Origin of the sequence: Chryseobacterium vietnamense, from assembly GCF_031454475.1 — a bacterium.
In the GTDB taxonomy this organism is placed as follows: domain Bacteria; phylum Bacteroidota; class Bacteroidia; order Flavobacteriales; family Weeksellaceae; genus Chryseobacterium; species Chryseobacterium vietnamense.
In genome coordinates, this window is the sequence record NZ_JAVDQX010000001.1 from 1,694,367 (window position 1) to 1,719,316 (window position 24,950).

Below are 24,950 nucleotides of genomic sequence, written 5' to 3' on the forward strand. Positions count from 1 at the left end.
GTTTAATACTTTCTTCGTAACAAACTCAGAAAAAAAGCAACTATTTAACTATTAATTTAAACCTAATGAGAAAAACAGTACTTAGCCTTGGTATTTTTGCTGCTTTTTTAGCAAATGCTCAGTCTATAAAAACCACCATTGATCTTGTCAATGTAAAAGATGATAAAGTAGCCGTTACCATGGAATTTCCGAAAATGAAATCCGGAGATATTAAATTCCATTTCCCAAAAACAGTTCCCGGTACTTATTCTGTAGACGACTATGGAAGATTTATCGAAGGAATCAAATTTTACGATAATAAAGGAAAAGAACTTACTTATACTAAAGTAAACGACAATACCTATTCTTTGAAAAATGCTCAGGCACTTTCCAAAATCTCATATCTTGTCAATGACAGTTTCGATGATGAATTAGATACATCAAAGCATAAAGCTGTATTTTCTCCTTCAGGAACTGATATTGAAGCAGGAAAAGTATACATGATTAATACTCATGGATTTATAGGATATATTGAGAACATGCAGGATGTTCCTTATCAGCTTGTTGTTCAGAAACCAACTGATTTCTATGGAACAACAGCGTTGGTAGACCAGGATAAATCTGAATCTACAGATACCTTTACTTTGGCTAACTATGCTAAGGTGACAGATTCTCCATTAATGTACACAAAACCTGATTACATTACCTTCAATGCCGGAGGAATGGATCTTGTACTGGGTGTATATTCTCCTACAGGAAAATACAAAGCAGCAGATTTTAAAGAAAATCTTGAAAAAATGGTTGTTGCCCAAAAGAAATTCCTTGGGGATATGAACACCAATAAGAAATATGCTATCATGCTTTATCTTTCCGGTGGTGACGGACCTAATGTAAAGGGATTCGGAGCCTTGGAACACCACGAATCTACAAGTGTGGTACTTCCTGAAGGAATGCCGAAAGATGCTATTGACAATACCATTACAGATGTGGTTTCCCACGAATTTTTCCATACTGTAAACCCTCTGAAGACCCACTCTGAAGAAATTCACTATTTCGATTATGCAGATCCGAAAATGTCTCAGCATTTATGGATGTACGAAGGTGGAACAGAATACTTTGCCAATTTATTCCAGATTCAGGAAGGGTTGATCAATAAAGATCAGTTCCTTGAAAGAATCGGTGAAAAGATTGCCAACTCCAAGAGCTATGATGATACGATGCCATTTACGGTAATGAGTAAGAATGTATTGGTAGAGCCATATAAAGATCAGTACAGAAATGTATATGAAAAAGGAGCTCTTTTAGCAATGTGTTTAGACATCGAGCTTAGAAAACTGTCTAACGGAGAAATGGGATACCGTGATATGATCAGAAAACTGTCTCAAAGATTCGGAGAAAACAAACCTTTCAAAGATGATAAACTGATTGACGAACTGGTAACGGTAACCGGATATCCTCAGGTAAAAGACTTCTATAACAAATATATTGCAGGAAACCAGCCAACACCTTATGCTCAATACCTGAACATGGTAGGAGTAGATATTAAAAAGCAGGAGAGCCATCCTTTATTCTGGTTTATCAAAGATCCGAACCAGACAGGTTTTGATGAAAAGACCAATGCTTTCGCTTTTGACGATCATTCTGCACTGTCTCCATTTGCAAAAAGTATCGGATTTAAAATCACAGACCAGGTGCTTGCTTTAGATGGCAGAACAGTAGATATCAAAAAAGTACAGGATTTTATCGGATATACCAGAACTATCAAAGACGGACAGGAAGTTACGGTAACTATTTTAAGAGACAATGCCGGTAAAAAAGAGAAAATGACATTGAAAGGAAAAGCAATTCTGGACAAAATGACTATGGAAACACCTGTATTTAAGGCGAATCCAACTCCGGAAGAACTGAAACTACAGACTCAGTGGCTTACGGGTAAAAAATAAAGAGAAAAGCGGGGAAATTTTCCCCGCTTTTTATTTTTCTAAGGTTGATTTTATTATTTGATACAAACCTAAGATTATGTGGTACAAACCTAACAGGTTTTGAAAACCTGTTAGGTTTTTTTATTTATAAAAGTATAATTAAAGAACTTCCTCTTTTTTAATCGTTATTCTAAAGGTGCTCCCCTTTCCTATTTCCGTCTGAGAAATCTTGATATCTCCATTGTGATATTCATGAATCACTCTTCTTGCCAAAGACAGTCCCAGTCCCCAGCCTCTTTTTTTGGTAGAATATCCCGGATTAAAAGCATTTCTGGCCTGCTGTTTTGTCATTCCGCTTCCGTTGTCCTTTACTTCAATTAAAATATTTTTATTCCTTTCAAAAACAGACATGGTGATTGCTCCTTCTCCTTTCATTGCATCCACGGCATTTTTCACCAGATTTTCAATTACCCAGCTCATCAGAATTTTATTGTGGGGAACAAGAACGGTATATGTAGGAAGATTGAGTGTAAAATTGACCTTTCTGGAGATTCTTGTTTTTAAATAATCATAATTCTCCTGAATGGTTTTATTGAAATTTCTGTCATTAAGCTCAGGGACAGAACCAATTTTTGAGAATCGTTCTGAGATCGTTCTGAGTCTTTCAATATCTTTTTCTATCTCATGTACTCCTTCCGATTCAGGATTATCAAGCTTCATAATTTCCATCCAACCAATCATCGAAGATAGCGGAGTTCCGATCTGATGGGCAGTTTCTTTTGCCAGCCCCGCCCAGAGATATCCTTCGTCCGTCTTTTTAATGGTCTTGAAAAACCAGAAAGAAAAGCCAAAATACAGTAAAATAAACAGTCCTAAAATATAGGGGGAATACCGGAGATTATTAAGCAGACGTGAGTTGTCATAATATACAAACTGATTATTTCCATCCGGTACTTTGATTTCAATAGGATCATAATTTTTCTCCATATTCCGGATCAGATCCTGCAGTTTTTCAGGATTCTTAATTGTATTTTCAGGAATATTTCTATAATATCCAAGATCAAGAATCGGGTTCTTGTATTTATCCGTTACAATGAACGGAATGGTATTGTTGATATTCAGAATATCCGGCAGCAAATCCAGAACATCTGTATCCGGAGTTTTCACTTCCTGCTGTATTCTTATCGCTTTGGAAAGAAGGCTGATTCTTTTGATCTCCTCTTTTCTGAGAAAATTAATAAGCGATGTTGAGGCCACTACAATAGCAATAACCAAAGTAGTCATAACAACAAAAATGATCCAGTTATTCAGTCTGGTGAGTATGGATTTTCTCAAAGATATTTTATTTTAAAACATTCAGGATTTTCTGCAGCTCAGTATTTCCGCTTCCCTGATAGTTGTTGATGATAATCGAAAATACATATTTTTTCCCATCTTTTGCCGTGTGATATCCGGCAAATGATTTGGTATCTCTCATGGTTCCGCTTTTCATCTTCATGCCATTATCCTGAACCGGAAATCCATCATAGTACGCTTCAAACCAGGATTGTTTTTTTGCATATAAAAGAGCCTGTACTTCTGCTTTTGCAGCTACATAATTCTGTGGAGAAAGTCCGCTTCCATCTGCAAAGTTGATCATATTAGGATTAATTCCCTTTGATTTCCAGAATTCTTTCAGATAAGAAACCCCGCTTTTGAAGCTTGAATTTCCCTTCTTCTCTTTCCCTAAAGTTTTAATCAGTGTTTCACCGTACAGGTTGATACTTTTTCTCAGAAACCAGTATACAATTTTATCCAGAGTCGGAGATTGATAAGTAAGAAGAATATTATTTTTCGGAGCTGCCAGGGCCTGCTTTCCTTCTATTTCTAGCTGAGAATTTGTTACTGTTTTTCCTGAAAGTTCAATTCCGGATTCTTTCAGCCATTGTTTTACTTCTACGGCCAGCTGTAGTGGCGGATTGGGAGTAGAACCGGAAACCGTCACTGTTTTTCCTGCCGGAAGCATTCCGTTAATCAGAGCGACATCAGAATGAGGAGCGGTAAAAATCAGGCTTTGATCTGAGCTTCCTCCTGCTTTCAGGTCATTCAGCCATTTCACACCTTCCAGCGGATAAGAAAAGCTTTTAAAATCGGTTCCGTTAATATTGATATCAAACTGGTTCTCTTTCCAGTTGATTCCCCAAACTCCGGCTCCGTAGTAATTACCCAGATCATCCCAGGGCCAACCTCCGGGAATCGTTTGATGGTCAAAATAAGAATCATCAATAACAAGATCTCCTGATATTTTTGTGATCCCTGAGTTTTTAATTGCCTCAATCAGCTTCTTTTTAAAATTTTCAGGCTTATAGGCATCATATCTCCAGCTTCCTAATGTAGGATCACCGTTGGAGCTGATGAAAAGATTTCCGTTCAGTGTTCCTCCGGAGATATTTCCGGAATAGCTTGAAGTGGTTGTGAAAGTATAGTTTTTCCCTAATGTTTCAAGTGCTGCGCCTGCCGTGAAAATCTTCTGTGTAGAAGCAGTAGAAAGGCCTTTATTTCCCTGATACTCGTATATAAAATTGCCGTTTTCATCGGAAACATAAAAAGATAAGCTGGAAGATACAGCACCCGAAGAGTCCATAAGATCTTTTGTTACTTTATCTAATTTTTGAGCTATATTCTGCGCAGCAACTATCTGTACAGAAAGCACGAGAACAGCAAGTGTTTTTTTCATTGCATTGTTGTTTAGGTCCGGACAAATAAGGTTCAAACAATTCAAGGTAATTGTAGAGATACGACCTCGTGGCTGAACCTTTTCGTATATTTAATTCTAATCAAATATAGTTAAAATAAAAGCTATTCATACTCCTGGAGATCATCGGAAGTGAAAAGAATGTGATGTTCAGGAGATTTTTCAAATGAACGATCATGTTTAAAATATTTCTCGTAATCATCTTCATCCATAAAAATATCCATCTGACATTCTTTTATATAGTTTGATTTTTCTCCGTACTCCTGAATAAAATATCCGTTATCATTCCATGGTTCATGATGGCAGCGCAGACAATTCTTTTGGTGTACCGCCTTATTCCCACATATTTCACAATCCTGTAAATATTGAAATAATGTTGAAATTTCACTTTGATTTTCTTTCGGGAAAAGTGAAAGAGGAATAGCTTTTAAAAGCAGGTAATAATTGGGCTCCTGCCATGAAAAATATTTCTTTCCTTCCCAATCATTCAGGTCTGTGTAAAGACACAACTTCTGAAGGTCATATTCAACCTCAGCTTTTACAACATTTTTAATATTCAGAACGGTCTTATTGTTTCTTGTGATATTTTGTTTGTTATCAATTTCAATAACCGGCTGCTGTTCCAGAAAATGATTCAGACATAATGTGGTCTCCCATGAGCCTATGGTCCTTATTTTACCTTCACTGCCACAGATCTCACAAGTCTTTACCGATAATTTCGAATACTTATCCCTGATATTTTTAAGCTTGTCATTGAGGGCTTCGTCTTCAGAATAGGTATAGCATCTCAATTCCCCAAACTTTTCCTTCCCAAAGACATTATATTTCAGGTTCCATCCTGCAATGGCAAACTCAAACAGCAATTTCCGGATCAGTTCTTCCCATCCGGTACTGTTCACAGAAAAATTGGTCAGATTTCTTTCTATGAAAAGATTGATTTCTTCTTTGTTCATTAAAGGCTGCTTCCTGCTTCTATTTCGTAAGGTTCTTTGCCTTTTTCAAAAATCCTTGTCAACTCACTTCCTTCTACGGTAATGGAATTATCTGTTCTTCTGATCCAGTTTCCTTCTCTAAGTCCTACCACTTTGATATCATTTTGGGTAAGGAATTCCTGAATACGGGTTTCTCTGGTTTCTCCATTATGCTTCAGATCCGGATTAGGATCAAGATAATGTGGATTGATATTGAAAGGCACCAGTCCCATACAATCGAAGCTTGGCGGATATACAATCGGCATATCGTTCGTAGTTTTCATATTCTGACCTCCGATATTACTTCCGGCACTGCATCCAAGATAAGCTTTTCCTCCCGATACATTTTCTTTCAGAACAGACATCAATCCTTCTTCGTGTAATGTTTTAACCAATAAAAAAGTATTTCCGCCTCCGGTAAAGAACCCTTTTGCCTGATGAATGGCTTCTTTTTTATCTTCGAACTCATGAAGTCCTTTCACTTTTATATGGATGGTTTCAAAGAAAGAGCGTGCCTTAGCAGTATAATCATCATGAGAAATTCCACCTGGTCTTGCAAAAGGGATAAAGACAATTTCGTCGATTCCTTTGTAGAGTTGGATTAATTCTTCTCTTAAGTATTCCAGATATTCTCCACCAAAAAGTGTGGATGTTGAAGCTAATATGATATTCATACCACGAAATTATAAGTATTATTAAAAAATGAATCACAAAGATAGCCTCAAAGATCAACGAATCAAAAATTAAACTAAAAAAATCCTATTTCTCGTTAATATTTTCTAAAAAAACTTAAAGGCTCTAAAATTTAAGATTTTGTGGAATTATTATTGAATTTTAGATTATGAATTTAAAATATAAGATTATGAAAATGAGTAAAATTAATAGCCTATTTTTAGGTTTAATACTAGCAGGAAGTGTAAGTCTTGTAAATGCACAAACGACTCAGCCTGAAACTTCAGCGGCAACGAGTCAAACAACCAATCCAACTATCGAAGATCTTAAAAAACAGATCGCAGCCAATCCAAAAGATGCAGAATCATTAGCAAAACTGGCTAATGCTTATCAGGAAGCTTCAGACTGGCCAAATGCTATTGATACCTGGAAAAAAATATCAGTTTTATTACCGGACTGGGCTCCCGCTTATTACAGCCAGGCATATGCCTATCAGTCTGCAAAAGATGATGCCAATGCAAAAATTGCTTACGAAAAGTATATTGCAACGGTAAAACCTGAAGAAGTAGAGCAAAATAAGAAGAATCTGGCGTACGCTTACTTCTATCTTGCCTTTACAGAGCAGCAAACTGATCCTAATAAAGCAAAAGAACATATTGCGAAATCGATACAGTATGATCCTACCAACCAGGATGCTGTGAAGCTTAGCAAAGCATTAAATTCTTAGTAAAAATGAAATGCCGGAAAGTTTTTCCGGCATTTTTATTTAGTTATATATGTTTTTAATATCAAAAATCATGATTTAAATTTAACGCAAAGAACAAGTAAATCCTGTTAAATTTTTGAGGAAGCCAAGGGTGGAATCAATTTCATTGATTCTTTCTAAGCGCATGTATGTCATAAATAAAGCTTCATCAGCGACATTGTCGCTTTCTTAGCACATAGGAATAAGAGAATTTAAGCTAATCTTTGCGTTAATTTTAAAATATATTTTTTGTGAAGAGTTACTTTTTTTTAATTCCAGATTTATTGTATTATTTGAAATTTTGTCTTGCTATGATCCTACTCGATCATTTTTCCGTAAAAATCTGTTTCACCATGTAAATGGCGGATGATTCTCTCTATATTTCTCTGGATACTGGCTTCGGTTTTTAAATTATTGATATACCGGATCAGCTCATGTTTTCTTGAAGGAATCAGGTTTTCGAAATTCGCTGTTGCCAAAGCACTTTCTTTAATTGCCTTTTCTAACTGGGGATGGATAGAAATACTTCTGTCAGCATCATCATATTCCACAGCAACTTCAATAACTTCTCCGATTCTTTTTGGCGAATTTTTCAGCATGGTCAGGTTTACATACAGTCTCCATTCACCCAGATATTTCATGAGGTTTTGTTTAAATTCTTTCCCATTCACAGTTCCTTTTACAGGTATCGGGCTTTTATTTCTTCCGGACTTTTCAAAAATCATATCCAGAATCTCTTCCGGAACAAATACAAAAGGATTAATTCCTATGATTTCCAATTTGGCGGTGAAAGTGTTGTTTTTCATGGATAGCAGAATTTAAATGATAGATGATAGATGATAGATGATAGATGACAGATGATAGATGATAGATGATAGATGATAGATGATAGATGATAGATGATAGATGCAAAAATAACAGTTTGGCGGATAGGTATGGAATTTCTTTTTTATTTTCAAAAACAATTACTCTCATAAGCTCCTACATCCAAACCCGTTTTACCCTCAAACCCTCTCTCTCCTATCCTCAAACCTGCCAACCGTAAACCCCGGATCCCTGAACCCCGTAACTCAAAATTCATACCTCAGAACCCAATTAATTCCCTATATTTGTATCAATAAATCTATTTATCAAAATGAAATTTTTTATTGACACAGCTAATTTAGAGCAAATTAAGGAAGCAAGAGATCTTGGAATTTTAGATGGTGTAACAACCAACCCTTCATTAATGGCAAAAGAAGGTATTCAGGGAGCTGAAGCAATCAAAAACCATTATAAAACGATCTGCGAGCTTGTAGACGGAGATATTTCCGCAGAAGTTCTTTCTACAACATATGAAGAAATGATTAAGGAAGGAGACGAATTGGCTGCTATCCACCCGAATATCGTTGTAAAAATTCCGATGATCAAAGACGGAATTAAAGCTTTAAAATATTTTTCTGACAAAGGAATCAGAACAAACTGTACTTTAATTTTCTCTCCGGGACAGGCTCTTTTGGCAGCAAAAGCAGGAGCAACTTATGTTTCTCCATTCTTAGGAAGACTAGATGATATCTCTACAGACGGTCTGAACCTTATTCAGGAAATCAGATTGATTTTCGATAACTATATGTACGAAACTGAAATCTTAGCAGCTTCTATCCGTCACTCAATGCACATCATCGACTGTGCTAAAATTGGAGCAGACGTTATCACCTCACCACTTCCTCCGATCTTGAGCTTATTAAAGCACCCATTAACAGACAGCGGATTGGCTCAGTTTATTGCAGATTCTCAGAAATTAGCATAATCATTGATCCTTCTCACAATATAAAAATCCCGGAACGCTGTTCCGGGATTTTATTTTTATAATGTTCATATTTATTTCAGCAGGTCCAGTTCAAGAATATTATTCTGTTTTTTAATATTGGCTTTGGCTCTGGCTTCCTGATCTCTGCTTGCCTGTACCGGGTCCAGTATTTTTCCGGTACTGTCTCTCATTTCAATGATAGTTCCCTCTGCCAGCATTTGCTTTTGGCTCTTCATAGGATCCTGACGGTAATCATTAAAAGCTTTTTTAAATTTTGCTTCGTTGAGTGTTATAAGGGTATGATAACGCTCTTTATCTTTGGTACTCTTCCATTCATATCCGGCCGGAAGTTTCTGGCTGCCTTTTAATTCGAATGAATGAGAATGGGTGTTATCTTCAACTTTTACGATCAATCCCGGAAGTCCATAAAATTTGTACGGCCCATCCTGAATGGGAAGATCTGTAGTAAACCATGCTGTCCATTTTCTGCCGGCAAAGTCACAAACAGCTTTCTGCGTATTAAATTCTCCAATTTTTTCTTTTTCCGGAAGAACTTTCCAGTTCTGTTTTCTCTTTTCCTCTACCTGATATTCATCAGAACCCAGAGTGGTGAAGAAGTTAGTAGAATATTCGGGATACATTTTTTCAATGTTGTAGCGTATTTTGCCTTTAAATTTAAAATTTCCGAGGTTAATATTTAAGCTTTGGGTATCTTTTTCAGTAATAGCCCTCATCGTAGAGTCGGACTGAAAATAATCTTTGCTATAAAATTTGGATCCTTTGGAGGCTACTTCCAGATACATCGTTTCACTTAACTGTTTGTCCCTCTCTGTAGAGTCTGTGATAAATTTATACTCGTAGATGAATCTCTGATTCTGTGCATGAGTCATTACAGCCCATATAAGACTGAATAGAATGATCATTTTTTTCATGGTTAGTTTTTAGTTTTTAGTTTTTTTCTGTTATAATTTTAACAACCTTACACGGATTTCCCACTGCCACTACATTATCCGGAATATCTTTTGTGACAACACTTCCTGCTCCAATTACCGAATTATTTCCGATAGAAACCCCCGGAAGCACGACCACATTACCTCCCAGCCATACATTATCGCCTACCTTGATGGGATGTGCATATTCAAGACCTTCATTTCTTTGTTGAACATCAAGCGGATGACCTGCTGTATAAAAACTGCAATTGGGGCCGATAAACACATTATCACCAAACTCTACTTTAGCACAATCTAAAATAATAAGATTATGATTGGCATAGAAGTTCTCTCCTACAGTTATATTATATCCGTAGTCACACCAGAAATTGGGTTCTATACAGATATTTTCCTGTATACTTCCAATAATTCTTTTGATGAGCCTGTATCTGTTTTCTGTATCTGAGTTTTTCAGTCCATTATACTCCTGACACAGATCTTTGCACGCAATGCGTTCCTGAATCAGTTCATTATCATAGTTGGCATTGTATAAAAGCCCGGCTGCACATTTTTCCTTTTCTGTCATGAGATATAACGTTGATTGCTATTACTTATTGTTCATTGAAGATAATAATATATCCTAACATAATGAATTGATATTTGTCATTTTTCACATGACTTCTTTTGCTAAAAAAACAGGATGACAAAAAATGCCATCCTGTACATATTAGAAAATATATAATTTTACTTGAACAAGTCGGGTTCTATTTTATTGTTATTTTTTAATTGGTCTTCTTTTGCTCTTTTTTCAATGTTTCTGTACATCTCATTGGCATCAATTGTTTTTCCATCCTGATTTTTCATTTGTACTACAGCTCCTGCAGGAAGAGTACTCATCGTTTGTTTCATATCTTTTGTAGGATCAGCAAGATAATCTTTCCAGGCTTTTTTAAACTGCTTTTTGCTGATCTCTATTTCTTTACCTCCGAAACCAATGGTAGTAAGACCTGGTATCTGGGGATCATCCTGTGTTACAACTTCCGTTTTTTTGTTGCCGATTAATGTCATGATATGTGACCCTGTCTTATCCTCAACTTTAACGATCAGCCCGGGAAGTCCATAGAATTTATAGGGTCCGTCCTGAAACGGGATATCTGTAGAAAACCATGCCGTCCAACTTCTTCCTCCATAGTTTGTGGTTGCTTTTTGGGTGTTATATTCTCCTATTTTTTGTTTTTCAGGTAATATCTTCCATTCAGGTTTTTGGTCTTCCGGCATTTTATAGGTGGTATTTCCGATATTTTCAGAGAATGAAACACTATACTCCGGATACTTTTTTGTAACCGTAGAGGAAATTGCTCCCGGTTTAATATTTTTTTTGATATTGATGCTGCCTCCAAATCCTCCTTTCATCTGCTTGGCAATATCAGCTTTCATTGTTGAATCAGTAACAAATTTTTCGCGGCTGTAATATTTAGATCCGTTTTTATCAATATCCAGAAACATTACATCATTTTTCACTTCTGCTCTATTGGTAGAATCAGAAATATATTTATAGTCATAGAAAAATCTGTTTACTTGAGCGTTAGCAAACACCCCTAAAAATGCAAGTAAAATCAAATATTTTTTTTCCATAATTTATGCTAAATCGTATTAAAAAGGCTTTGCCAATCTGAAACTGACAAAGCCTGATGGTACTTTATTTCTTTGTCTCAATTCTTATCTCTCCTTCGGTCCCTTTTACAAGACTTCCTTTGATAACATTCATCCTCGCGATATTTTCAGGTTTTAAAGTATTAATATCTTCTTTAGAACTCTCTTTTCCGTCTATATAATATTTATATCTGAAATCATCTCCGGCACTTATATTGAATTTTTTTACTCCATTCATTGAAATGTTGCCATTCCCATCTTTTTTAATAAAATCAGCACGCATTACCATCACGTTGGGAGAAGAGCTCACCATCGTAAAATTGCCTCCTCTGAAATTTTGTGCTATTTTTTCTGCTTCCAAGCGGGCTTTTTCACCTTCTTTTCTGATTCTGTCTGCATCAATTCTGATTCTTTCACTCTGTACCCTGATTCTATCTCCTTCAGCTCGTGCTCTGTCACCTTCTATTCTGGCTTTCTCTCCTTCCACTCTGGCTTTTACGGCTTCCTTCATTGCTTTTTTAGCTTCTGCCATCGCTTTGCGTACTTCTTCTTTTTCTTTAGGACTAAGATCCTTATAGTAGACGGTATTGTTATTTTTAAAATAAACTACTTTCGCTTTTGGAGCCTGAGGTTCATCCGGTGCATGAGGTGGTGCGGGAGGAACCATCTGTTTTACTACTCTTGCAGCCTCTCTTCCCGCTTTTTTAGCCGCTCTTTTTATTTTACGAAGCTCTTTTTTACTGAGCGGGTCCATATTTTCAAGTTCCTTCATCTGATTTTTCCATTCAGCAGAATTGAAATATTCATCCACTTCAACTTTGGAAGCCATCTCTCCTATCTCAGATGCCAGGTTACTTATTTCTTCAATTTTATCACTGAAGGCATCACTTTCCGGATCCAATCCATCCAGCTCTTTCTCTTTTTCTTTTATCTTTTTTTCAAGCTCAGTTAATTTTGTATGATCTTGTGGTGGTACAGTTTTTAATTCTGTAATAGTTCCATCAATTGATTTTTCAGGTCTGATTGTGTCTTTCTTGATTTCTGAAACTGCTTTTTTGATGGTAAGATTTGTTTCTTCAATTTCTCTGTTTTTAGCATTTACCAGATAAGCAAAAGCTACTGAGAATACAACCGGCAAGGCAAAAATTCTTCGCGCATATCCGAATTTGGTTTTTGGTTTTTGTAACATCTTAAGTCTTTTTTTTAGGTTTGAACTTAGAAACGGACTGGTAACAGGCAACTGTGTTCCGGAAAAGTGGCTTGCTAAAAGCATCTGCGCAAATGCTTTGGTGTCCGATTGTTTTACGGCTTTTTTATCAGCCAGATATTCGTGGATTAAATTAATTTCTTTTTTAATAATATGAAAAAACGGATTGAACCAGAACACAGAAGTAATAATCTCGATAAAGATTTTATCAAAGGAATGTTTCTGCTCAATATGTACCATTTCATGCTTTAGTATCTGTTTTCCGACATCAGAATTCAAGGTAATTGTATTCTTCCAGAAAAGATTTTTAAAGTATGAAAATGGAGCTTCGGTAAGGTCTGTACGGTAAAAATTGATCCCGTCAAAGCTTTCTTTCTGAAATTGGTTTTTAAACTGCTGGATTTTGAAAATCCCATACAGCAGCTTCCCTAGAAAATAAAGAGAAACCAGTCCCAGAGCTGAAAAAATAATGTTAAAATAAAGGTTACCATTGTTTATATTTTTTTCTGTATTAAAATTCTGAATCTTATTAAGAAGCATGTATACATCACTATTGACTTCTATCGTAAAATCATCTACTTTGATAAGTGGCAACAAAAGTGATATCACAATGGCTCCCAGCAGATAAAATCTGTTATAATGATGGAATGTCTTGTCTTTTAATGACAACTGATAGTACAAAAACGTTACACCCGAACATAAAATAACTTTCCCAAAGTATAAAAGTATTGCTTCCATAGGTCTTAGTCTTTGTTTTTGAGTTCATCTAATAGCATCTCAAGATCTTCTACTGTCATTTCATTTTTTTCTACCAAAAATGAAACCGCACTTTTATAAGAGCCTTTAAAATAGTTTTTCACCAGACTTTTCATCGTCTTCCCGGAGTATTGTTCTTTTGAAACCAGCGGGAAATACTCATGTTGTCTTCCATGTACACGATAGTCTACAAATTCTTTGTCTTTCAATACTTTTAAAATGGTAGAGACCGTATTGGTATGTGGCTTCGGATCCGGAAAAAGATCAAGAACATCTTTAAGAAACCCTTTTTCTATCTTCCATAAATACTGCATTACCTGTTCTTCTGCTTTTGTTAAAGTCTGAATTTTCATATCCTGTTCATTTATCAGTTATATTAATATAAAACTTTTCAATTCTATATCACTAAGAAATTAGTTATACAAATGTAGAAATAAATTTGAATCTAACAACTATTTTTTTAGTGATAAAACAATTGCAATTTTAAGTAATTGAAAATCAATGAAATAAAAATAGTTAAAATTTATTAAATTTTTAATGAATTGATTTACTAGCTGTTTATTTTACATAAAATTATTTGATTTGGTTTTTATTTTACACTAAGAACATTTAATTGTTCCGGGTCTTGAAGAGTGAATTCATTAGCTTTGGGAACAATCTTTGTAAGGGTTTACACTCTTGGCAGGGATCATAAGCCAGATCAAAAAATTCAAAACAATTACAAAATAGTATTGCAGGAGGATCTATTAACCGTAAATTTGATATGATTCGGCAAGAAACTAACCTGTAAAAATCAAAATTGCAGGAAAAGCGGTCCATCATTCAACATATAATTAATAATAAAATCTTTTCAAAATGAAAAAAATACTTTTTATCGGAATGGTACTTATGGGAATCATAGGCCTTTCATCATTTATTAAGCCGGATGAGTCCAGAAGTCCAAAACCTGCAAAATCAATTTATGATTTTAAGATTGAATCCATCGATGGCGGAAAAATTGATTTTTCTGAATACAAGGGGAAATACATTCTTATCGTGAACACGGCATCCAAGTGTGGATATACTCCTCAATACAAAGGATTGGAAGAGCTTTACAAAGATTACGGTGATAAACTGGTTGTGGTAGGCTTTCCTTCTGATAATTTTGCAGATCAGGAGTTTCATGATAATGTGGAAATAAAGTCTTTCTGTGAAAAGAACTATGGTGTGACCTTTCCTCTTACCACAGCGGTAGATGTAAAGGGATCAAAAATCACTCTGGTATTTGACTATCTTACCCACAAGTCTCAAAATGGAGTAATGGATGCGAAAATAAGCTGGAACTTCAACAAGTTTCTGATCAGCCCGGAAGGAAAATTACTGGAGCATTTTGACTCTAAAGTTGTTCCTGAAAGTGATAAAATCACCCATTATTTTAAATAAATACTATTTACAAACAATACTATCATTATTAGTAGTGTTTTTTTATCCTTGCACAACAACCTCTTTACATTGGATGATAATTCATACACTAATTGAGTTGTATTAACAATTTAAATTATAAAAATCACTTCAATAAAGTCCCTGAACGCATCATTTTTACAACAATGAATAGTATACATTATAGAATTGTTAAATTTTATTAAATAAATATTAAAATGTATTTGTTTTAACCGGGAAATTATATTTATTTTAGTGCTTTAAAAATTTCTCATGAAAAGATATAATTTATTGATTGTACTATTACTGCTTATTTTCAATGTTACGACAGCACAAAAGAAGGGTTCTCCTGCTGCCGATCTCAGCATACTAAAAGATACAAAATCAAAAATCGAAGCTACCGTTCCATTGGTTATTCAGCATCTTCAGACAATCTCCACAAAAGAAGGAGATAATAATATTGTGAATAACGGAAAGATTGCTTTAGGTAGAGAATATGGTATTTTAGAGTCTGAATGGTTTTTATATAGAAACAATATGAAAAACTGTATCCTGAACAATTCTTCTAAAAAAGCTAAGAAATGTATGGAATATCATAACAATATGTTGAGAGGTACGATGATCAATTACAACAACTATATTACCAACCTTACCAGAAAGAACGGTTATTTGGGAGTTGAGGGAGATACAAAATTTGAGTTCAAACCTGCTGACATCGCTACCAAACTAAGTGAAGCGTATTTCAATGCAAACGATGCTGCCGGCAGAATGAAAGCGGATCAGAAAAGAGAATTTTTGGGACAGACTATGTCTGATGACAACAAGCTTACTCCTTACGCTCAACTGGCACAATAATATTTAAATCATATTAAAAAAATAAAAAAGAGAATGGCAAATGCCATTCTCTTTTTTTATTCAAAAGCAAAAAATCTCCGCCGTAAAAGCAGTTTTGTGGTACTAATCATAAAACCCTTGGGGAAAAAGTAGAAAATTAGGCAGAGATTTTTTTGCATATGCTCTACAGATCAACTGTCCTACCCATGATCTGTAAGAGCTTTACAAAAATAGGACTATACCCTTCTGCTGGCTGAAAATACCTGTAGAATTAAACGTTCAAAACTGTAGAACTAATACTACTTGTCGCTATAGAAGTAAAAATACCTCAAGAAAGGTTCCTATGATTATTGAATGTTTTTATTCTATTTCCACCAGTGGTAGTAATTATGCAATCCGTCATATTCAAACCCACAGCGTGGATACAGTGTATTTCCTATGTCATTCGTTTTTTCTGTTTCAAGCATCAGTCCACACGCTCCTGTTTCCTCACACCATTGTTTACTGCGGTCAATTAATGCTACAGACAGTCCTTTTCCTCTATACTCCGGATGAACAAACAAATCACTTAACAGCCACTGCTTTTGTAATTTGGTATAATGAAATAGTTTATAAAGCTGTACAAAGCCTACCGCTTTGCCCTCCGCTATCACAAGAAAAATATCAGATTCGCTGTTTAAAAACCTTTCTTTGAGAAAAGCTTTTCCCTTTTCAACATCTGACTCCTGTCTGTAAAAAACACGATAAAGATTGAACAACTCAGCCGTTTCATCAAGATCCTCAAGACTTGCCTTTTTAATAATGTAATTCATTGTTATATCTATTTTTATTAACAGGGCAAAAGTAACTTTTAACAGGATCGGTAATATCATCCAGAAATATATTAAATCCATAGGCCAGATACCATAGTCAGCTTTATTTACACTTAAAATACCACATGTTTCGGATTGTACTATTCTGAAGAACTATAGATTTTTGCAGAATAAAATCAAAACAATGAAAGATATCATTCATAAAATCAAGAATATTGACTGGCAGAGCATTACCGAAACCATGCATCAAAACGGATATGCTATAATTCCTGATCTGCTTTCTGAAGAGGAATGTGAAATATTAAAATCAGATTATGATCAATCAACATTTTACCGTAAGACAGTTGTTATGGCAAGACATCGTTTTGGATTGGGTGAGTATAAATATTTTAACTATCCATTACCAGCAATTATTCAAACCATAAGAACAACCATTTACCCCTATCTGGCACCTATTGCCAATGCATGGTTTAAAGCTTTACATATTGACACTCAATTTCCTTCAGATCATCAGGAGTTCTTAGATCAATGCCATCTAAACGGCCAGCAAAAGGCGACGGTTTTAATTTTAAAATATGGAAAAAGCGGATTCAATACGCTGCATCAGGATTTATATGGAGATATTTATTTTCCCATTCAGATCGTTGTAATGCTCAGCGAACCTGATAAAGATTTTACGGGTGGCGAGTTTGTGCTTACCCAGCAGATTCCCAGAGCACAGTCAAAAGCCATTGTTTTAAAACCTAAAAAAGGGGACGTTCTTATTTTTACAACTCAATTTAAACCGGAAAAAGGAACAAAAGGGTACTACAGAGTCAATATGAAACATGGCGTAAGTGAAGTTAAAGAAGGAAACCGGTATGCTTTAGGTATTATTTTCCATGATGCAGCCAGTTAATTATTAAATGTTATAAAAAGATAAATCATGATTCAGCATTCTCAACTATCATCTGAAAATCTGAGAAGTAAAATCCACAGCAGAGACATTTGTTTTGGAGGGAATAAAAAACTGAAAATCTACGGATTACTCAGCTGCCGTTCAGGAAAAAGAATGAAGATGGAAAACAGGGTTTTCTTTGCAGATGAAAAAGAAGCTCTACAAAACAACTATCGTCCGTGTGGTCATTGTATGAAAGAAGCTTATAAAAAATGGAAGAAATCAATTGTTAATAAATAAATTTCAAGGACTTAATCAAATAATCTATACAATTATGGATTCTCATCACATTGGTTCAAATCAAATTTATATTATTGCGAAACATTAATTATTTTCAATCATGGTAAAAATAGTATTTGCAGGATTATTTGTTTCGTGCTTCCTGGTTATTTCAGCACAAAATAAAGCTGTTATGGAAATTAATTATGAGACTAAGTTAATTTCTGATAGCTTAAATAGGGAAAAAGTAAAAGTTTATTCATCAGTTTTACTATGTAATAATACCGAATCAATTTATTGCAGTGCAGAAGCTAAAGCATATTACAAAGGCAATTCCACACCAACTATAAATACAAATTATGGAAATATACCAAAATATCCTAAAGCTGTAGAAAGTATCTATAAGGCTAAAGGTGTTATTCATGCATATCTTCCAGTAGGAAAATATATTTTTTCATTTGAGGAACCTAAATTAAACTGGGAAATTTTAAATGAAATTAAATATATACAAGGTTTTAAATGCCAGCTGGCAAAAACCATAACCGATACAGGAGATCTATTTTTTGCGTGGTTTACGAATGATGTCGCGATTTCAGATGGTCCATTTCGTTTCAAAGGACTGTCCGGTTTAATTTTGGAAGTCTTCAATAAAAATAAAACCATCGAAATATATGCAACAGGGGTTAAGAAATCAGACGAAATTATAGAAACTCTGCAATATTATAGTGAGGTTAAAGCTAAAAATAAGAAACAGTTTTTGGAAGCGAGAAAAAATTTCCACGAAAATCCTTCAATATATAATGGCAATTTGAAAGTTGTAGATTCCAATGGCAACGACAATACTAAAATTATGACAGATCGGTTGAAAAATACAAACACTTTTCTTGATTAAAAATTACTTTCTGCAAGCGCATTAGCTATTTTTACGATATAAAAAAATCGCTATAACAATAAGTCATACCGATTTTTCGTTTAGTAGCGGGAACCGGACTCGAACCGATGACCTTCGGGTTATGAGCCCGACGAGCTACCTACTGCTCCATCCCGCGGTGTATTTTTAGAGTGTTTACCGAAAACACTTGCTTAGTAGCGGGAACCGGACTCGAACCGATGACCTTCGGGTTATGAGCCCGACGAGCTACCTACTGCTCCATCCCGCGGTGTATTTTTAGAGTGTTTACCGAAAACACTTGCTTAGTAGCGGGAACCGGACTCGAACCGATGACCTTCGGGTTATGAGCCCGACGAGCTACCTACTGCTCCATCCCGCGATATTGGATTGCAAAGGTACGAATATTTTTCACAAATCCTAATTTTTCTTTTAAATAAAGGACTTTTATGAAAACTATTTTATTATTTGTATCTTTGTTTTATGGCAAAAATATTAAAAATTTATCCGGACAACCCACAGGAAAATCTTGTGAATGAGGTTATTAAAACTTTAAACAATGGCGGGCTGATTATCTATCCTTCTGATACGATTTATGCCTTAGGCTGTAATATTTTTGATATAAAAGCCATGGAAAAACTGGCTCAGCTCAAGAAAATGAAGCTTGAGAAGTCTAAATTCTCAATCATCTGTAATGATCTTAGCCATCTTTCGGACTTTACAAGACCTATCGACACCTCAGTTTTCAGATTTCTGAAAAGTCATCTTCCGGGACCATTTACTTTCATTCTTGAAGCCAATAAAAGTTTACCTTTAGCTTACAAAGGTCACAAAACAATTGGTATCCGTGTTCCTGACCATCCGATTCCACAGCTTATTGTTGAAAAACTGGGTCACCCTATTGCATCTACTTCCATCAAAGATGATGATGAAATTATCGAATATTCTACTGATCCTGAGCTTATTGCAGAAAAATATGATCACCTGGTAGACATTGTTATTGATTCAGGGTATGGGGATAATGTGGCGTCCACTATCGTAGACCTTACTTCAGGAGAGCCTGAGATTATCCGTCAGGGAAAAGGGATTATTTAATTCAAAGTTTAAAGTTCAAGGTTTAGGGTACTGATATGAGTCTTACCGGGAAGTATTCTGTAGGAGTTTTGCTCACGTTTACTGTTTTGGCAGCTGCAATGCTTTATGGTTTTTCAGCTGTTACGATGATAACCGGAGTAAAAGGAATTACAGAAGTTAATTTTTTTCTCAGCAGAATTCCACTATGGCTCATTCTTGTCATGGTATTTTTGTACAGTATTTTTATTGAAAAAAGTACTTTTTTACTTAAAGAAGAGAAAAAATACCCTATTGCATTTTATAGCAAAGCTGTTCTGAGCTTATATTGTATCTGTTTGATTGGCGGAGGTATTCTGAATGCAGCCATCCAATTTTTTACACAGGAAAAAATAAGCGATAAACTTCTCAACCTTGTTCCCATTTTTAGGAATAATTATTTTTTAGCTATTTTTACATGCCTTACCGCTGCTATTGTAGAGGAATTTCTGATGCGGGGCTATGTACAGTCCAGAATTGAAAAAATTTATAGCAACCCAACGGTAGGAATTATTATTTCATCTGTCTTATTTGGAATTTTACATAGTACTTACGGTACCGTAAGCCAGGTTCTCGGACCTTTCCTGATCGGAACCGTGTTTGCTGTATTTTATAAACGCTATTCAAATATTAAAATTCTGATCATCTGTCATTTTATGATTGATTTTATCGCCATGATGATGATGAATTTTATTGATATTAAACACTTATCTGTATTTTAACATTATGAAAATTATAACATCTCCTGCCAAATTAATGAATGTGGAAAATTCAACAGACTTGTTGAAATCTTCTACTCCGAGATTCATTGAAGACGCAGCATTGATACAGTCTTATTTAAAAGAAAAATCGCCAAAATATCTTTCCGAGCTTATGGAAATATCACCTAAGCTTGCTGATGAAAACTGGGAAAGAAATCAAAAATGGAAATCCAAACCTACAGCAAAAGAGTCTGCTCCTGCAATGTTTGCCTTTACAGGAGAGGTTTACAGAGGACTGGATGCCAAAACGCTGGATAAAAATGCGGTAGATTACCTGCAGAAAAACTACAGAATGCTTTCCGGGCTTTATGGTTTACTGAAGCCATCAGATAAAGTAATGCTGTACAGACTTGAAATGGGCCGTCCTTTTGAATTTGAGCAATACAGAAACCTGTACGAATTCTGGAGAGAAAAGATCACAGAACAGTTGAATTCTGAAATGAAGAAAGGAGAAATCCTGCTTCATCTTGCCAGCAATGAATATGGAAAGGTAATCGACAGAAAGAAGCTGAACCACAAAGTAATTGATTTTGATTTCTATGAACTGAAAGATGGAAAACTGAAGACCATTGTTGTGTATACAAAGCATGCCAGAGGCCTTGTGGTGAGATTCTGTGCAGAAACCAATGCTAAAACACTGGAGGATGTAAAAGCATTCAACTATGAAGGATATAGAATTGATGAAGAGAAGTCTACGGATACAAAACTGGTTTTTACAAGATAAATGACAATTTCAGCATTTAAAAAATATTTCAAAACAGAACTTTCCGATCTTTATACAGAGTCGGAAAGTATGTTTTTATCGTCTTTATTCATTCATCAGATTGTAGGTTTTGATCAGTTTCAGCAGAGAAGATTCTCTGAACAGGAACTTCTGATTGATGATAAAGAAAAATTATCCCTTCTCGTTTCAGAACTTAAAACCGGAAGGCCCTATCAGCAGATATTGGGTGAAACAGAATTTTACGGAATGAAATTCTTTGTGGATGAGCATGTGCTTATCCCTCGCCCTGAAACGGAGGAACTGTTGGAAATTGCCATCAGGGAGATTAAAGATTCAAAGTTTAAGGTTCAAGGTTTAAAGATTTTGGATATAGGAACCGGAAGCGGAATTATTCCTTTGGTTTTAAAGAAACATTTCCCGGAAGCTAAAGTTTCATCCATTGATTTTTCTGAAAACGCATTGAAAACAGCCAAAAGAAATGCAGAACATCATCAATTGAATATCCGGTTTATTCATGCTGACTATCTTAATTTTGATCTGGCTGAAAATTATGACATCATCATTTCAAATCCTCCGTACATCGGGATTGAAGAAGAGATAGAAATTGCTGATTCTGTGAAAGAATTTGAGCCTAAAATGGCACTTTTCTCCCCTACTTCAGATGCCCTGATCTTTTACAGAAAAATTGCAGATGATGCTAAAAGGTATTTGGATGAGAATGGACTTCTGTTTCTGGAAATCAATCAGAAACTGGGACCTGAAACCCTGGAATTGTATCAGGATTTATCTGATGTCCAATTATTGAAGGATTTATCCGAAAATGACAGGTTTATTTACGGAAAAAAATAATTAATTACCCATACCATGATCATCAAATCACACGAAATCCATACTCTGAAAATTGCAGAAATTATCTCCGATGACATTATCATCCAGTCTGCCCAGGACGGGCTGGATCTTATGGGAGATCTCTATTATCAGGGGTTTGATAAAGTTATTCTTCACGAAAAAAATATCACTCCCGAATTCTTTGATTTAAAAACAAAAATGGCCGGAGAGATTCTTCAGAAATTCTCAAACTATCGTATAGGATTAGCTATTGTAGGCAATTTCAACAAATATGAAAGCAAAAGCATGAAGGATTTTATTTTTGAAAGCAATACTACAAGACATGTCAATTTTGTAAGCACTGTGGACGATGCGTTGAATAATTTTTCAAAATAGGCTATTTTTCAATTCTTTATATAAAAAAGGTGATTTTTTTCTTCAATTTCAATCATCAACACTTCAGTATTTACAGTTTTTTAAGATTTCTTAATACAATACGAAGATTTGCATAATAAAAACAATCTACCTGATTTATTAATTATGTAAAAATTTAAACTAAAAACTGGTAATTATTAATAGAAAACTAGAATTAATTCTATAAACACAAACGACTGGATATTTCTTTGTACATTTGCAAAAAACACGAGGGAATATGGATCTTACTTATTTAAGAGCTTATACGGCTACATAATCAATTTATTTTTTTCGGATAACTGCCCAGGTAGGCATAAGATATTTCTTTATGAAGTATACCTGCTATATCTGTTGATGAGCTTTTGAACAAAAGGTCTCATTAAGCTATTGTTTCAACATAGCAGTTCATGGTTTTAATGAACCGGAAATGATATCTATTGCCTTATGATTAAGACTACAAATATTCCTTTTTCTAAAAAAAACATACACACAGATAAAAAATTATTAAGACATCATGATTAAAAAATTATTTCTATCCATCGTTTTAGCAAGTTCGTTTTCTTTCGCTCAAGTGGGGATTAACACAGCCACACCTGATCAAAGTGCAATTCTGGATGTTTATAGCCCTAATAAAGGGATGCTGATACCCAGGCTTACCACAGCAAAAAGGGATGCTATTGCAAATCCTGCGAACTCTCTTCTTATCTATGACACCGACAAAAAATGTTTAAGTCAGAATATCGGGACTCCCACTAAACCGGATTGGCTTTGTATCAGCAGTAATGCTGTAAAAATGTTTTATATGCCAAGTGTTTCTTTTGACACTTCCACCACATCCACTGGCCGAACTAAAGATTTATATACATTGTATAAAACCCAGTTTGGTTCTCCAAAGGCAAAGAGTACCAGTGCTCCGGCTTCAATTCCTTTTTTCCCGTCCAGTAAAGATCTTTACTATTATGTAACGGATGCTGACCCTAATGTATTCAGTAATATTTCTATTTCAGATGATGGGGTAATGACTTATGATGTAAAAGCTGCAGCAACGGACTGTTCTTTTATCAATATTGTTTTCGTTGTTAAATAATTGATTGGGTTATGATAAAAAGCAGCTCAATGTTACGATATAAAAGATTTTGGTTTACATTTTCCTTGTTTATTTTTTCTCAAAGCATTCAGGCACAGAATGAGCAGGGAACCGGTTATCCGTATTTTGTAAACTTTACTCAGGGATTACAGCCTCAGGAAGCTTATAAGGTAGCTACCAGCGGGGTTCAGAATGATGCAACCTTTACGACAGATGGTCTAAGGCTTACCCGAAGCGTCAATAATATCTCAGGAGGAGTAATACTTGCTGATAAAATATTCAAAAGTGACCAGGGAATCAAGTTTGAGTTTGAATTCGCCATTTATGGAGGAAACACTAACGGAGGAGACGGTATTTCTATCTTTTTGGTAGATGGTTCTATTCCTAAAGACCAGCTTAATCTGGGATATTTTGGTGGTGGATTAGGGTACAGTTTTGTACGTGGAGGTGAATCTACAGAAGGACTTAGAGGTGCTTATCTAGGGATTGGCCTGGATGAATTCGGGAATTTTAAAACGAGCTTTAACCAGAGCGAAAGGGTCAGAAATGGAATATTCGGAGTAGGATTAGCTGACGGACGAAGCAATGTTTCTTTAAGAGGAAAGCGTGGAAATCAGTATCTTTCATCCGCTGAACCTGCAGGATATAACGGCTATCCATTGCTTTACAGCATCGCGACCAATGCTTCTCCATCCAGCACCAACAGATCAGCCTACCTGGATACGGCAACAGGAAAATATATCGGCATTAAAAATACAACTCTTCAACAATTCAGCATTGAAAGTGGCGGAACTACAATTCCTCAGAATGAAAGTGATGTAAGATTCCGTAAAGCATATATTACATTGGTTCCCAATCCGGCAGGCGGTTACAACATATCCCTGGAAATACAGCATGGAACGGTGAAAGAAAAAGTGATCGATAACTATTACTATCCTACTTCTCTGAAATATACCGAGACTACCATTTCCAACAGTACGGTAAGAACTCTGGATACTTCGGCACCTTCTACTTTCAGAATCGGATTTGCTGCTTCTACCGGAGCTGCCAAAAATATCCATTTACTGAAAAACTTAGGGGTTACAAGACCTTATGCCGCTGAAGTAACAGATGATTTGTTTGCAGGTTGTCCAGGGATAAAGTCAATCTATTATCCTTTGCTTAATGATGCTGCCTATTCTTCAGCAAGTGGCCAAAACCCGCCAACACTTTCGTATAACAACCTTGATTTTAACTCATTCCGTTTTTTAGATAACAATGGAGCCGTGATTCCTAATATAACAGGGAATGTTTATACCAGCAGTCAGGGAACATGGACCTACTTTCCTACTACCGGAGCGCTTTCTTTCAAGCCTGCAACGGGATTTACAGGAGTAGCCCAGGTACAGTATGACATTAAAGGTGGCGGAAGCAATGGTACTGAAGCACCTTACAACAAGGAAGAATACAGATCATTGCCGGCATTGGTACAGGTTACTATTTCAAGTGCCAATAACTGCAGCAAAGCCTGCGTTATCTCCAATAAAAATGTAACTCAGAAAATCACAAGATAACCTGAT

The 24,950-nt window shown here is 35.5% G+C and carries 26 protein-coding genes and 3 tRNA genes; 15 read left to right on the top strand and 14 right to left on the bottom strand.

Annotation, left to right across the window (positions count from 1 at the left end; all coding sequences use genetic code 11):
* Positions 1–65: 65 nt before the first annotated feature.
* Complete coding sequence (locus J2786_RS07620) at positions 66–1,922, top strand: M61 family metallopeptidase (RefSeq protein WP_310024507.1); 1,857 nt, start codon at positions 66–68, stop codon at positions 1,920–1,922.
* A 138-nt stretch (positions 1,923–2,060) separates the two neighbouring features.
* Here J2786_RS07620 and J2786_RS07625 read toward each other — a convergent pair whose 3' ends face one another.
* The 4 genes from J2786_RS07625 to pepE form a co-directional block, all read right to left on the bottom strand.
* Positions 2,061–3,236 carry a sensor histidine kinase gene (locus J2786_RS07625; protein WP_047429594.1) on the bottom strand — a complete coding sequence of 392 codons (1,176 nt, stop codon included), beginning with the start codon at positions 3,234–3,236 and terminating at the stop codon, positions 2,061–2,063.
* Between the two features lie 7 nt (positions 3,237–3,243).
* A complete protein-coding gene (gene dacB, locus J2786_RS07630; protein ID WP_047429590.1) occupies positions 3,244–4,617 on the bottom strand; it encodes a D-alanyl-D-alanine carboxypeptidase/D-alanyl-D-alanine endopeptidase in 1,374 nt (457 codons plus the stop codon).
* A 122-nt stretch (positions 4,618–4,739) separates the two neighbouring features.
* Positions 4,740–5,588, bottom strand: a complete 849-nt coding sequence (locus J2786_RS07635; RefSeq protein WP_310024509.1) for a hypothetical protein — start codon at positions 5,586–5,588, stop codon at positions 4,740–4,742.
* Positions 5,588–6,280, bottom strand: coding sequence for a dipeptidase PepE (pepE, locus tag J2786_RS07640; protein WP_310024512.1), 693 nt, complete (start codon positions 6,278–6,280; stop codon positions 5,588–5,590). The genes J2786_RS07635 and pepE overlap by 1 nt, the downstream gene beginning before the upstream one ends.
* 194 nt (positions 6,281–6,474) lie before the next feature.
* On the opposite strand from pepE, the gene J2786_RS07645 reads away from it, so the two are divergent.
* Positions 6,475–7,005: a tetratricopeptide repeat protein gene (locus tag J2786_RS07645; protein ID WP_226798648.1), complete on the top strand. Its 531-nt coding sequence runs from the start codon at positions 6,475–6,477 to the stop codon at positions 7,003–7,005.
* 335 nt (positions 7,006–7,340) lie between these two features.
* On the opposite strand, the gene J2786_RS07650 is transcribed toward J2786_RS07645, so the two are convergent.
* Complete coding sequence (locus tag J2786_RS07650) at positions 7,341–7,829, bottom strand: YdeI/OmpD-associated family protein (RefSeq protein WP_047429581.1); 489 nt, start codon at positions 7,827–7,829, stop codon at positions 7,341–7,343.
* Between the two features lie 329 nt (positions 7,830–8,158).
* On the opposite strand from J2786_RS07650, the gene fsa reads away from it, so the two are divergent.
* A complete protein-coding gene (fsa, locus tag J2786_RS07655; RefSeq protein WP_047429579.1) occupies positions 8,159–8,812 on the top strand; it encodes a fructose-6-phosphate aldolase in 654 nt (217 codons plus the stop codon).
* A gap of 71 nt (positions 8,813–8,883) precedes the next feature.
* Here the strand turns inward: fsa and J2786_RS07660 are convergent, their stop codons facing one another.
* From J2786_RS07660 to J2786_RS07680, 5 genes are all read right to left on the bottom strand, one after another.
* The gene (locus J2786_RS07660; protein ID WP_310024515.1) at positions 8,884–9,744 is read right to left on the bottom strand and encodes a GLPGLI family protein; all 861 of its coding nucleotides are present in this window, start codon (positions 9,742–9,744) and stop codon (positions 8,884–8,886) included.
* A 16-nt stretch (positions 9,745–9,760) separates the two neighbouring features.
* Positions 9,761–10,327 (bottom strand): sugar O-acetyltransferase, encoded by a 567-nt coding sequence (locus J2786_RS07665; RefSeq protein WP_310024518.1) that lies wholly within the window; start codon positions 10,325–10,327, stop codon positions 9,761–9,763.
* A gap of 158 nt (positions 10,328–10,485) precedes the next feature.
* Complete coding sequence (locus J2786_RS07670) at positions 10,486–11,376, bottom strand: GLPGLI family protein (protein WP_047429576.1); 891 nt, start codon at positions 11,374–11,376, stop codon at positions 10,486–10,488.
* A gap of 64 nt (positions 11,377–11,440) precedes the next feature.
* A complete protein-coding gene (locus J2786_RS07675; protein ID WP_310024521.1) occupies positions 11,441–13,339 on the bottom strand; it encodes a M56 family metallopeptidase in 1,899 nt (632 codons plus the stop codon).
* A gap of 5 nt (positions 13,340–13,344) precedes the next feature.
* Entirely contained in the window at positions 13,345–13,710 is a 366-nt protein-coding gene (locus tag J2786_RS07680) for a BlaI/MecI/CopY family transcriptional regulator (RefSeq protein ID WP_047385363.1), read from the bottom strand.
* Positions 13,711–14,212: 502 nt separating this feature from the next.
* Here J2786_RS07680 and J2786_RS07685 point away from each other — a divergent pair.
* Both J2786_RS07685 and J2786_RS07690 read left to right on the top strand, forming a co-directional pair.
* A complete protein-coding gene (locus J2786_RS07685) occupies positions 14,213–14,779 on the top strand; it encodes a glutathione peroxidase (RefSeq protein ID WP_310024524.1) in 567 nt (188 codons plus the stop codon).
* A gap of 270 nt (positions 14,780–15,049) precedes the next feature.
* Complete coding sequence (locus J2786_RS07690; protein WP_047429571.1) at positions 15,050–15,631, top strand: hypothetical protein; 582 nt, start codon at positions 15,050–15,052, stop codon at positions 15,629–15,631.
* Between the two features lie 344 nt (positions 15,632–15,975).
* Here the strand turns inward: J2786_RS07690 and J2786_RS07695 are convergent, their stop codons facing one another.
* Positions 15,976–16,422 carry a GNAT family N-acetyltransferase gene (locus J2786_RS07695; protein WP_310024527.1) on the bottom strand — a complete coding sequence of 149 codons (447 nt, stop codon included), beginning with the start codon at positions 16,420–16,422 and terminating at the stop codon, positions 15,976–15,978.
* Positions 16,423–16,606: 184 nt separating this feature from the next.
* Here J2786_RS07695 and J2786_RS07700 point away from each other — a divergent pair, with 184 nt between their 5' ends.
* The 3 genes from J2786_RS07700 (at position 16,607) to J2786_RS07710 (ending at position 18,470) form a co-directional block, all read left to right on the top strand.
* Entirely contained in the window at positions 16,607–17,320 is a 714-nt protein-coding gene (locus tag J2786_RS07700; protein WP_310024529.1) for a 2OG-Fe(II) oxygenase, read from the top strand.
* A gap of 27 nt (positions 17,321–17,347) precedes the next feature.
* Positions 17,348–17,599, top strand: coding sequence for an Ada metal-binding domain-containing protein (locus J2786_RS07705; RefSeq protein WP_310024532.1), 252 nt, complete (start codon positions 17,348–17,350; stop codon positions 17,597–17,599).
* Between the two features lie 100 nt (positions 17,600–17,699).
* On the top strand, positions 17,700–18,470 hold the full coding sequence (locus J2786_RS07710) for a GLPGLI family protein (RefSeq protein WP_310024533.1): 771 nt from the start codon (positions 17,700–17,702) through the stop codon (positions 18,468–18,470).
* A gap of 84 nt (positions 18,471–18,554) precedes the next feature.
* On the opposite strand, the gene J2786_RS07715 is transcribed toward J2786_RS07710, so the two are convergent.
* The 3 genes from J2786_RS07715 to J2786_RS07725 all read right to left on the bottom strand — a co-directional run bounded on the left by J2786_RS07715 (position 18,555) and on the right by J2786_RS07725 (position 18,849).
* Positions 18,555–18,627: transfer RNA gene (locus J2786_RS07715), tRNA-Met, on the bottom strand.
* Between the two features lie 38 nt (positions 18,628–18,665).
* Positions 18,666–18,738: transfer RNA gene (locus J2786_RS07720), tRNA-Met, on the bottom strand.
* Between the two features lie 38 nt (positions 18,739–18,776).
* A tRNA-Met gene (locus tag J2786_RS07725) sits at positions 18,777–18,849 on the bottom strand.
* Positions 18,850–18,950: 101 nt separating this feature from the next.
* Here J2786_RS07725 and J2786_RS07730 point away from each other — a divergent pair.
* The 7 genes from J2786_RS07730 to J2786_RS07760 all read left to right on the top strand — a co-directional run bounded on the left by J2786_RS07730 (position 18,951) and on the right by J2786_RS07760 (position 24,944).
* The gene (locus J2786_RS07730; protein WP_034696488.1) at positions 18,951–19,562 is read left to right on the top strand and encodes an L-threonylcarbamoyladenylate synthase; all 612 of its coding nucleotides are present in this window, start codon (positions 18,951–18,953) and stop codon (positions 19,560–19,562) included.
* Between the two features lie 35 nt (positions 19,563–19,597).
* The gene (locus J2786_RS07735; protein WP_310024535.1) at positions 19,598–20,299 is read left to right on the top strand and encodes a CPBP family intramembrane glutamic endopeptidase; all 702 of its coding nucleotides are present in this window, start codon (positions 19,598–19,600) and stop codon (positions 20,297–20,299) included.
* 4 nt (positions 20,300–20,303) lie between these two features.
* On the top strand, positions 20,304–21,062 hold the full coding sequence (gene yaaA / locus J2786_RS07740; protein WP_047433400.1) for a peroxide stress protein YaaA: 759 nt from the start codon (positions 20,304–20,306) through the stop codon (positions 21,060–21,062).
* Entirely contained in the window at positions 21,063–21,911 is an 849-nt protein-coding gene (gene prmC / locus J2786_RS07745) for a peptide chain release factor N(5)-glutamine methyltransferase (RefSeq protein WP_047433401.1), read from the top strand.
* 15 nt (positions 21,912–21,926) lie between these two features.
* On the top strand, positions 21,927–22,286 hold the full coding sequence (locus J2786_RS07750; RefSeq protein WP_047433402.1) for a DUF4180 domain-containing protein: 360 nt from the start codon (positions 21,927–21,929) through the stop codon (positions 22,284–22,286).
* A 532-nt stretch (positions 22,287–22,818) separates the two neighbouring features.
* Positions 22,819–23,391 carry a phage tail-like protein gene (locus J2786_RS07755; protein WP_052187060.1) on the top strand — a complete coding sequence of 191 codons (573 nt, stop codon included), beginning with the start codon at positions 22,819–22,821 and terminating at the stop codon, positions 23,389–23,391.
* 29 nt (positions 23,392–23,420) lie between these two features.
* On the top strand, positions 23,421–24,944 hold the full coding sequence (locus tag J2786_RS07760; protein ID WP_052187151.1) for an L-type lectin family protein: 1,524 nt from the start codon (positions 23,421–23,423) through the stop codon (positions 24,942–24,944).
* The last annotated feature ends 6 nt before the right edge of the window (positions 24,945–24,950 follow it).

Bases quoted from the DNA above. Each gene is read 5' to 3' on its own strand.
- J2786_RS07735 (WP_310024535.1), top strand. From the start codon at position 19,598: ATGAGTCTTACCGGGAAGTATTCTGTAGGAGTTTTGCTCACGTTTACT.
- fsa (WP_047429579.1), top strand. From the start codon at position 8,159: ATGAAATTTTTTATTGACACAGCTAATTTAGAGCAAATTAAGGAAGCA.
- yaaA (WP_047433400.1), top strand. From the start codon at position 20,304: ATGAAAATTATAACATCTCCTGCCAAATTAATGAATGTGGAAAATTCA.
- J2786_RS07675 (WP_310024521.1), bottom strand. From the start codon at position 13,339: ATGGAAGCAATACTTTTATACTTTGGGAAAGTTATTTTATGTTCGGGT.
- J2786_RS07690 (WP_047429571.1), top strand. From the start codon at position 15,050: ATGAAAAGATATAATTTATTGATTGTACTATTACTGCTTATTTTCAAT.
- J2786_RS07660 (WP_310024515.1), bottom strand. From the start codon at position 9,744: ATGAAAAAAATGATCATTCTATTCAGTCTTATATGGGCTGTAATGACT.
- J2786_RS07755 (WP_052187060.1), top strand. From the start codon at position 22,819: ATGATTAAAAAATTATTTCTATCCATCGTTTTAGCAAGTTCGTTTTCT.
- J2786_RS07705 (WP_310024532.1), top strand. From the start codon at position 17,348: ATGATTCAGCATTCTCAACTATCATCTGAAAATCTGAGAAGTAAAATC.
- J2786_RS07650 (WP_047429581.1), bottom strand. From the start codon at position 7,829: ATGAAAAACAACACTTTCACCGCCAAATTGGAAATCATAGGAATTAAT.
- prmC (WP_047433401.1), top strand. From the start codon at position 21,063: ATGACAATTTCAGCATTTAAAAAATATTTCAAAACAGAACTTTCCGAT.
- J2786_RS07750 (WP_047433402.1), top strand. From the start codon at position 21,927: ATGATCATCAAATCACACGAAATCCATACTCTGAAAATTGCAGAAATT.
- J2786_RS07670 (WP_047429576.1), bottom strand. From the start codon at position 11,376: ATGGAAAAAAAATATTTGATTTTACTTGCATTTTTAGGGGTGTTTGCT.
- dacB (WP_047429590.1), bottom strand. From the start codon at position 4,617: ATGAAAAAAACACTTGCTGTTCTCGTGCTTTCTGTACAGATAGTTGCT.
- J2786_RS07620 (WP_310024507.1), top strand. From the start codon at position 66: ATGAGAAAAACAGTACTTAGCCTTGGTATTTTTGCTGCTTTTTTAGCA.
- J2786_RS07680 (WP_047385363.1), bottom strand. From the start codon at position 13,710: ATGAAAATTCAGACTTTAACAAAAGCAGAAGAACAGGTAATGCAGTAT.
- J2786_RS07710 (WP_310024533.1), top strand. From the start codon at position 17,700: ATGGTAAAAATAGTATTTGCAGGATTATTTGTTTCGTGCTTCCTGGTT.
- J2786_RS07665 (WP_310024518.1), bottom strand. From the start codon at position 10,327: ATGACAGAAAAGGAAAAATGTGCAGCCGGGCTTTTATACAATGCCAAC.
- pepE (WP_310024512.1), bottom strand. From the start codon at position 6,280: ATGAATATCATATTAGCTTCAACATCCACACTTTTTGGTGGAGAATAT.
- J2786_RS07685 (WP_310024524.1), top strand. From the start codon at position 14,213: ATGAAAAAAATACTTTTTATCGGAATGGTACTTATGGGAATCATAGGC.
- J2786_RS07635 (WP_310024509.1), bottom strand. From the start codon at position 5,588: ATGAACAAAGAAGAAATCAATCTTTTCATAGAAAGAAATCTGACCAAT.
- J2786_RS07695 (WP_310024527.1), bottom strand. From the start codon at position 16,422: ATGAATTACATTATTAAAAAGGCAAGTCTTGAGGATCTTGATGAAACG.
- J2786_RS07760 (WP_052187151.1), top strand. From the start codon at position 23,421: ATGTTACGATATAAAAGATTTTGGTTTACATTTTCCTTGTTTATTTTT.
- J2786_RS07645 (WP_226798648.1), top strand. From the start codon at position 6,475: ATGAGTAAAATTAATAGCCTATTTTTAGGTTTAATACTAGCAGGAAGT.
- J2786_RS07730 (WP_034696488.1), top strand. From the start codon at position 18,951: ATGGCAAAAATATTAAAAATTTATCCGGACAACCCACAGGAAAATCTT.
- J2786_RS07700 (WP_310024529.1), top strand. From the start codon at position 16,607: ATGAAAGATATCATTCATAAAATCAAGAATATTGACTGGCAGAGCATT.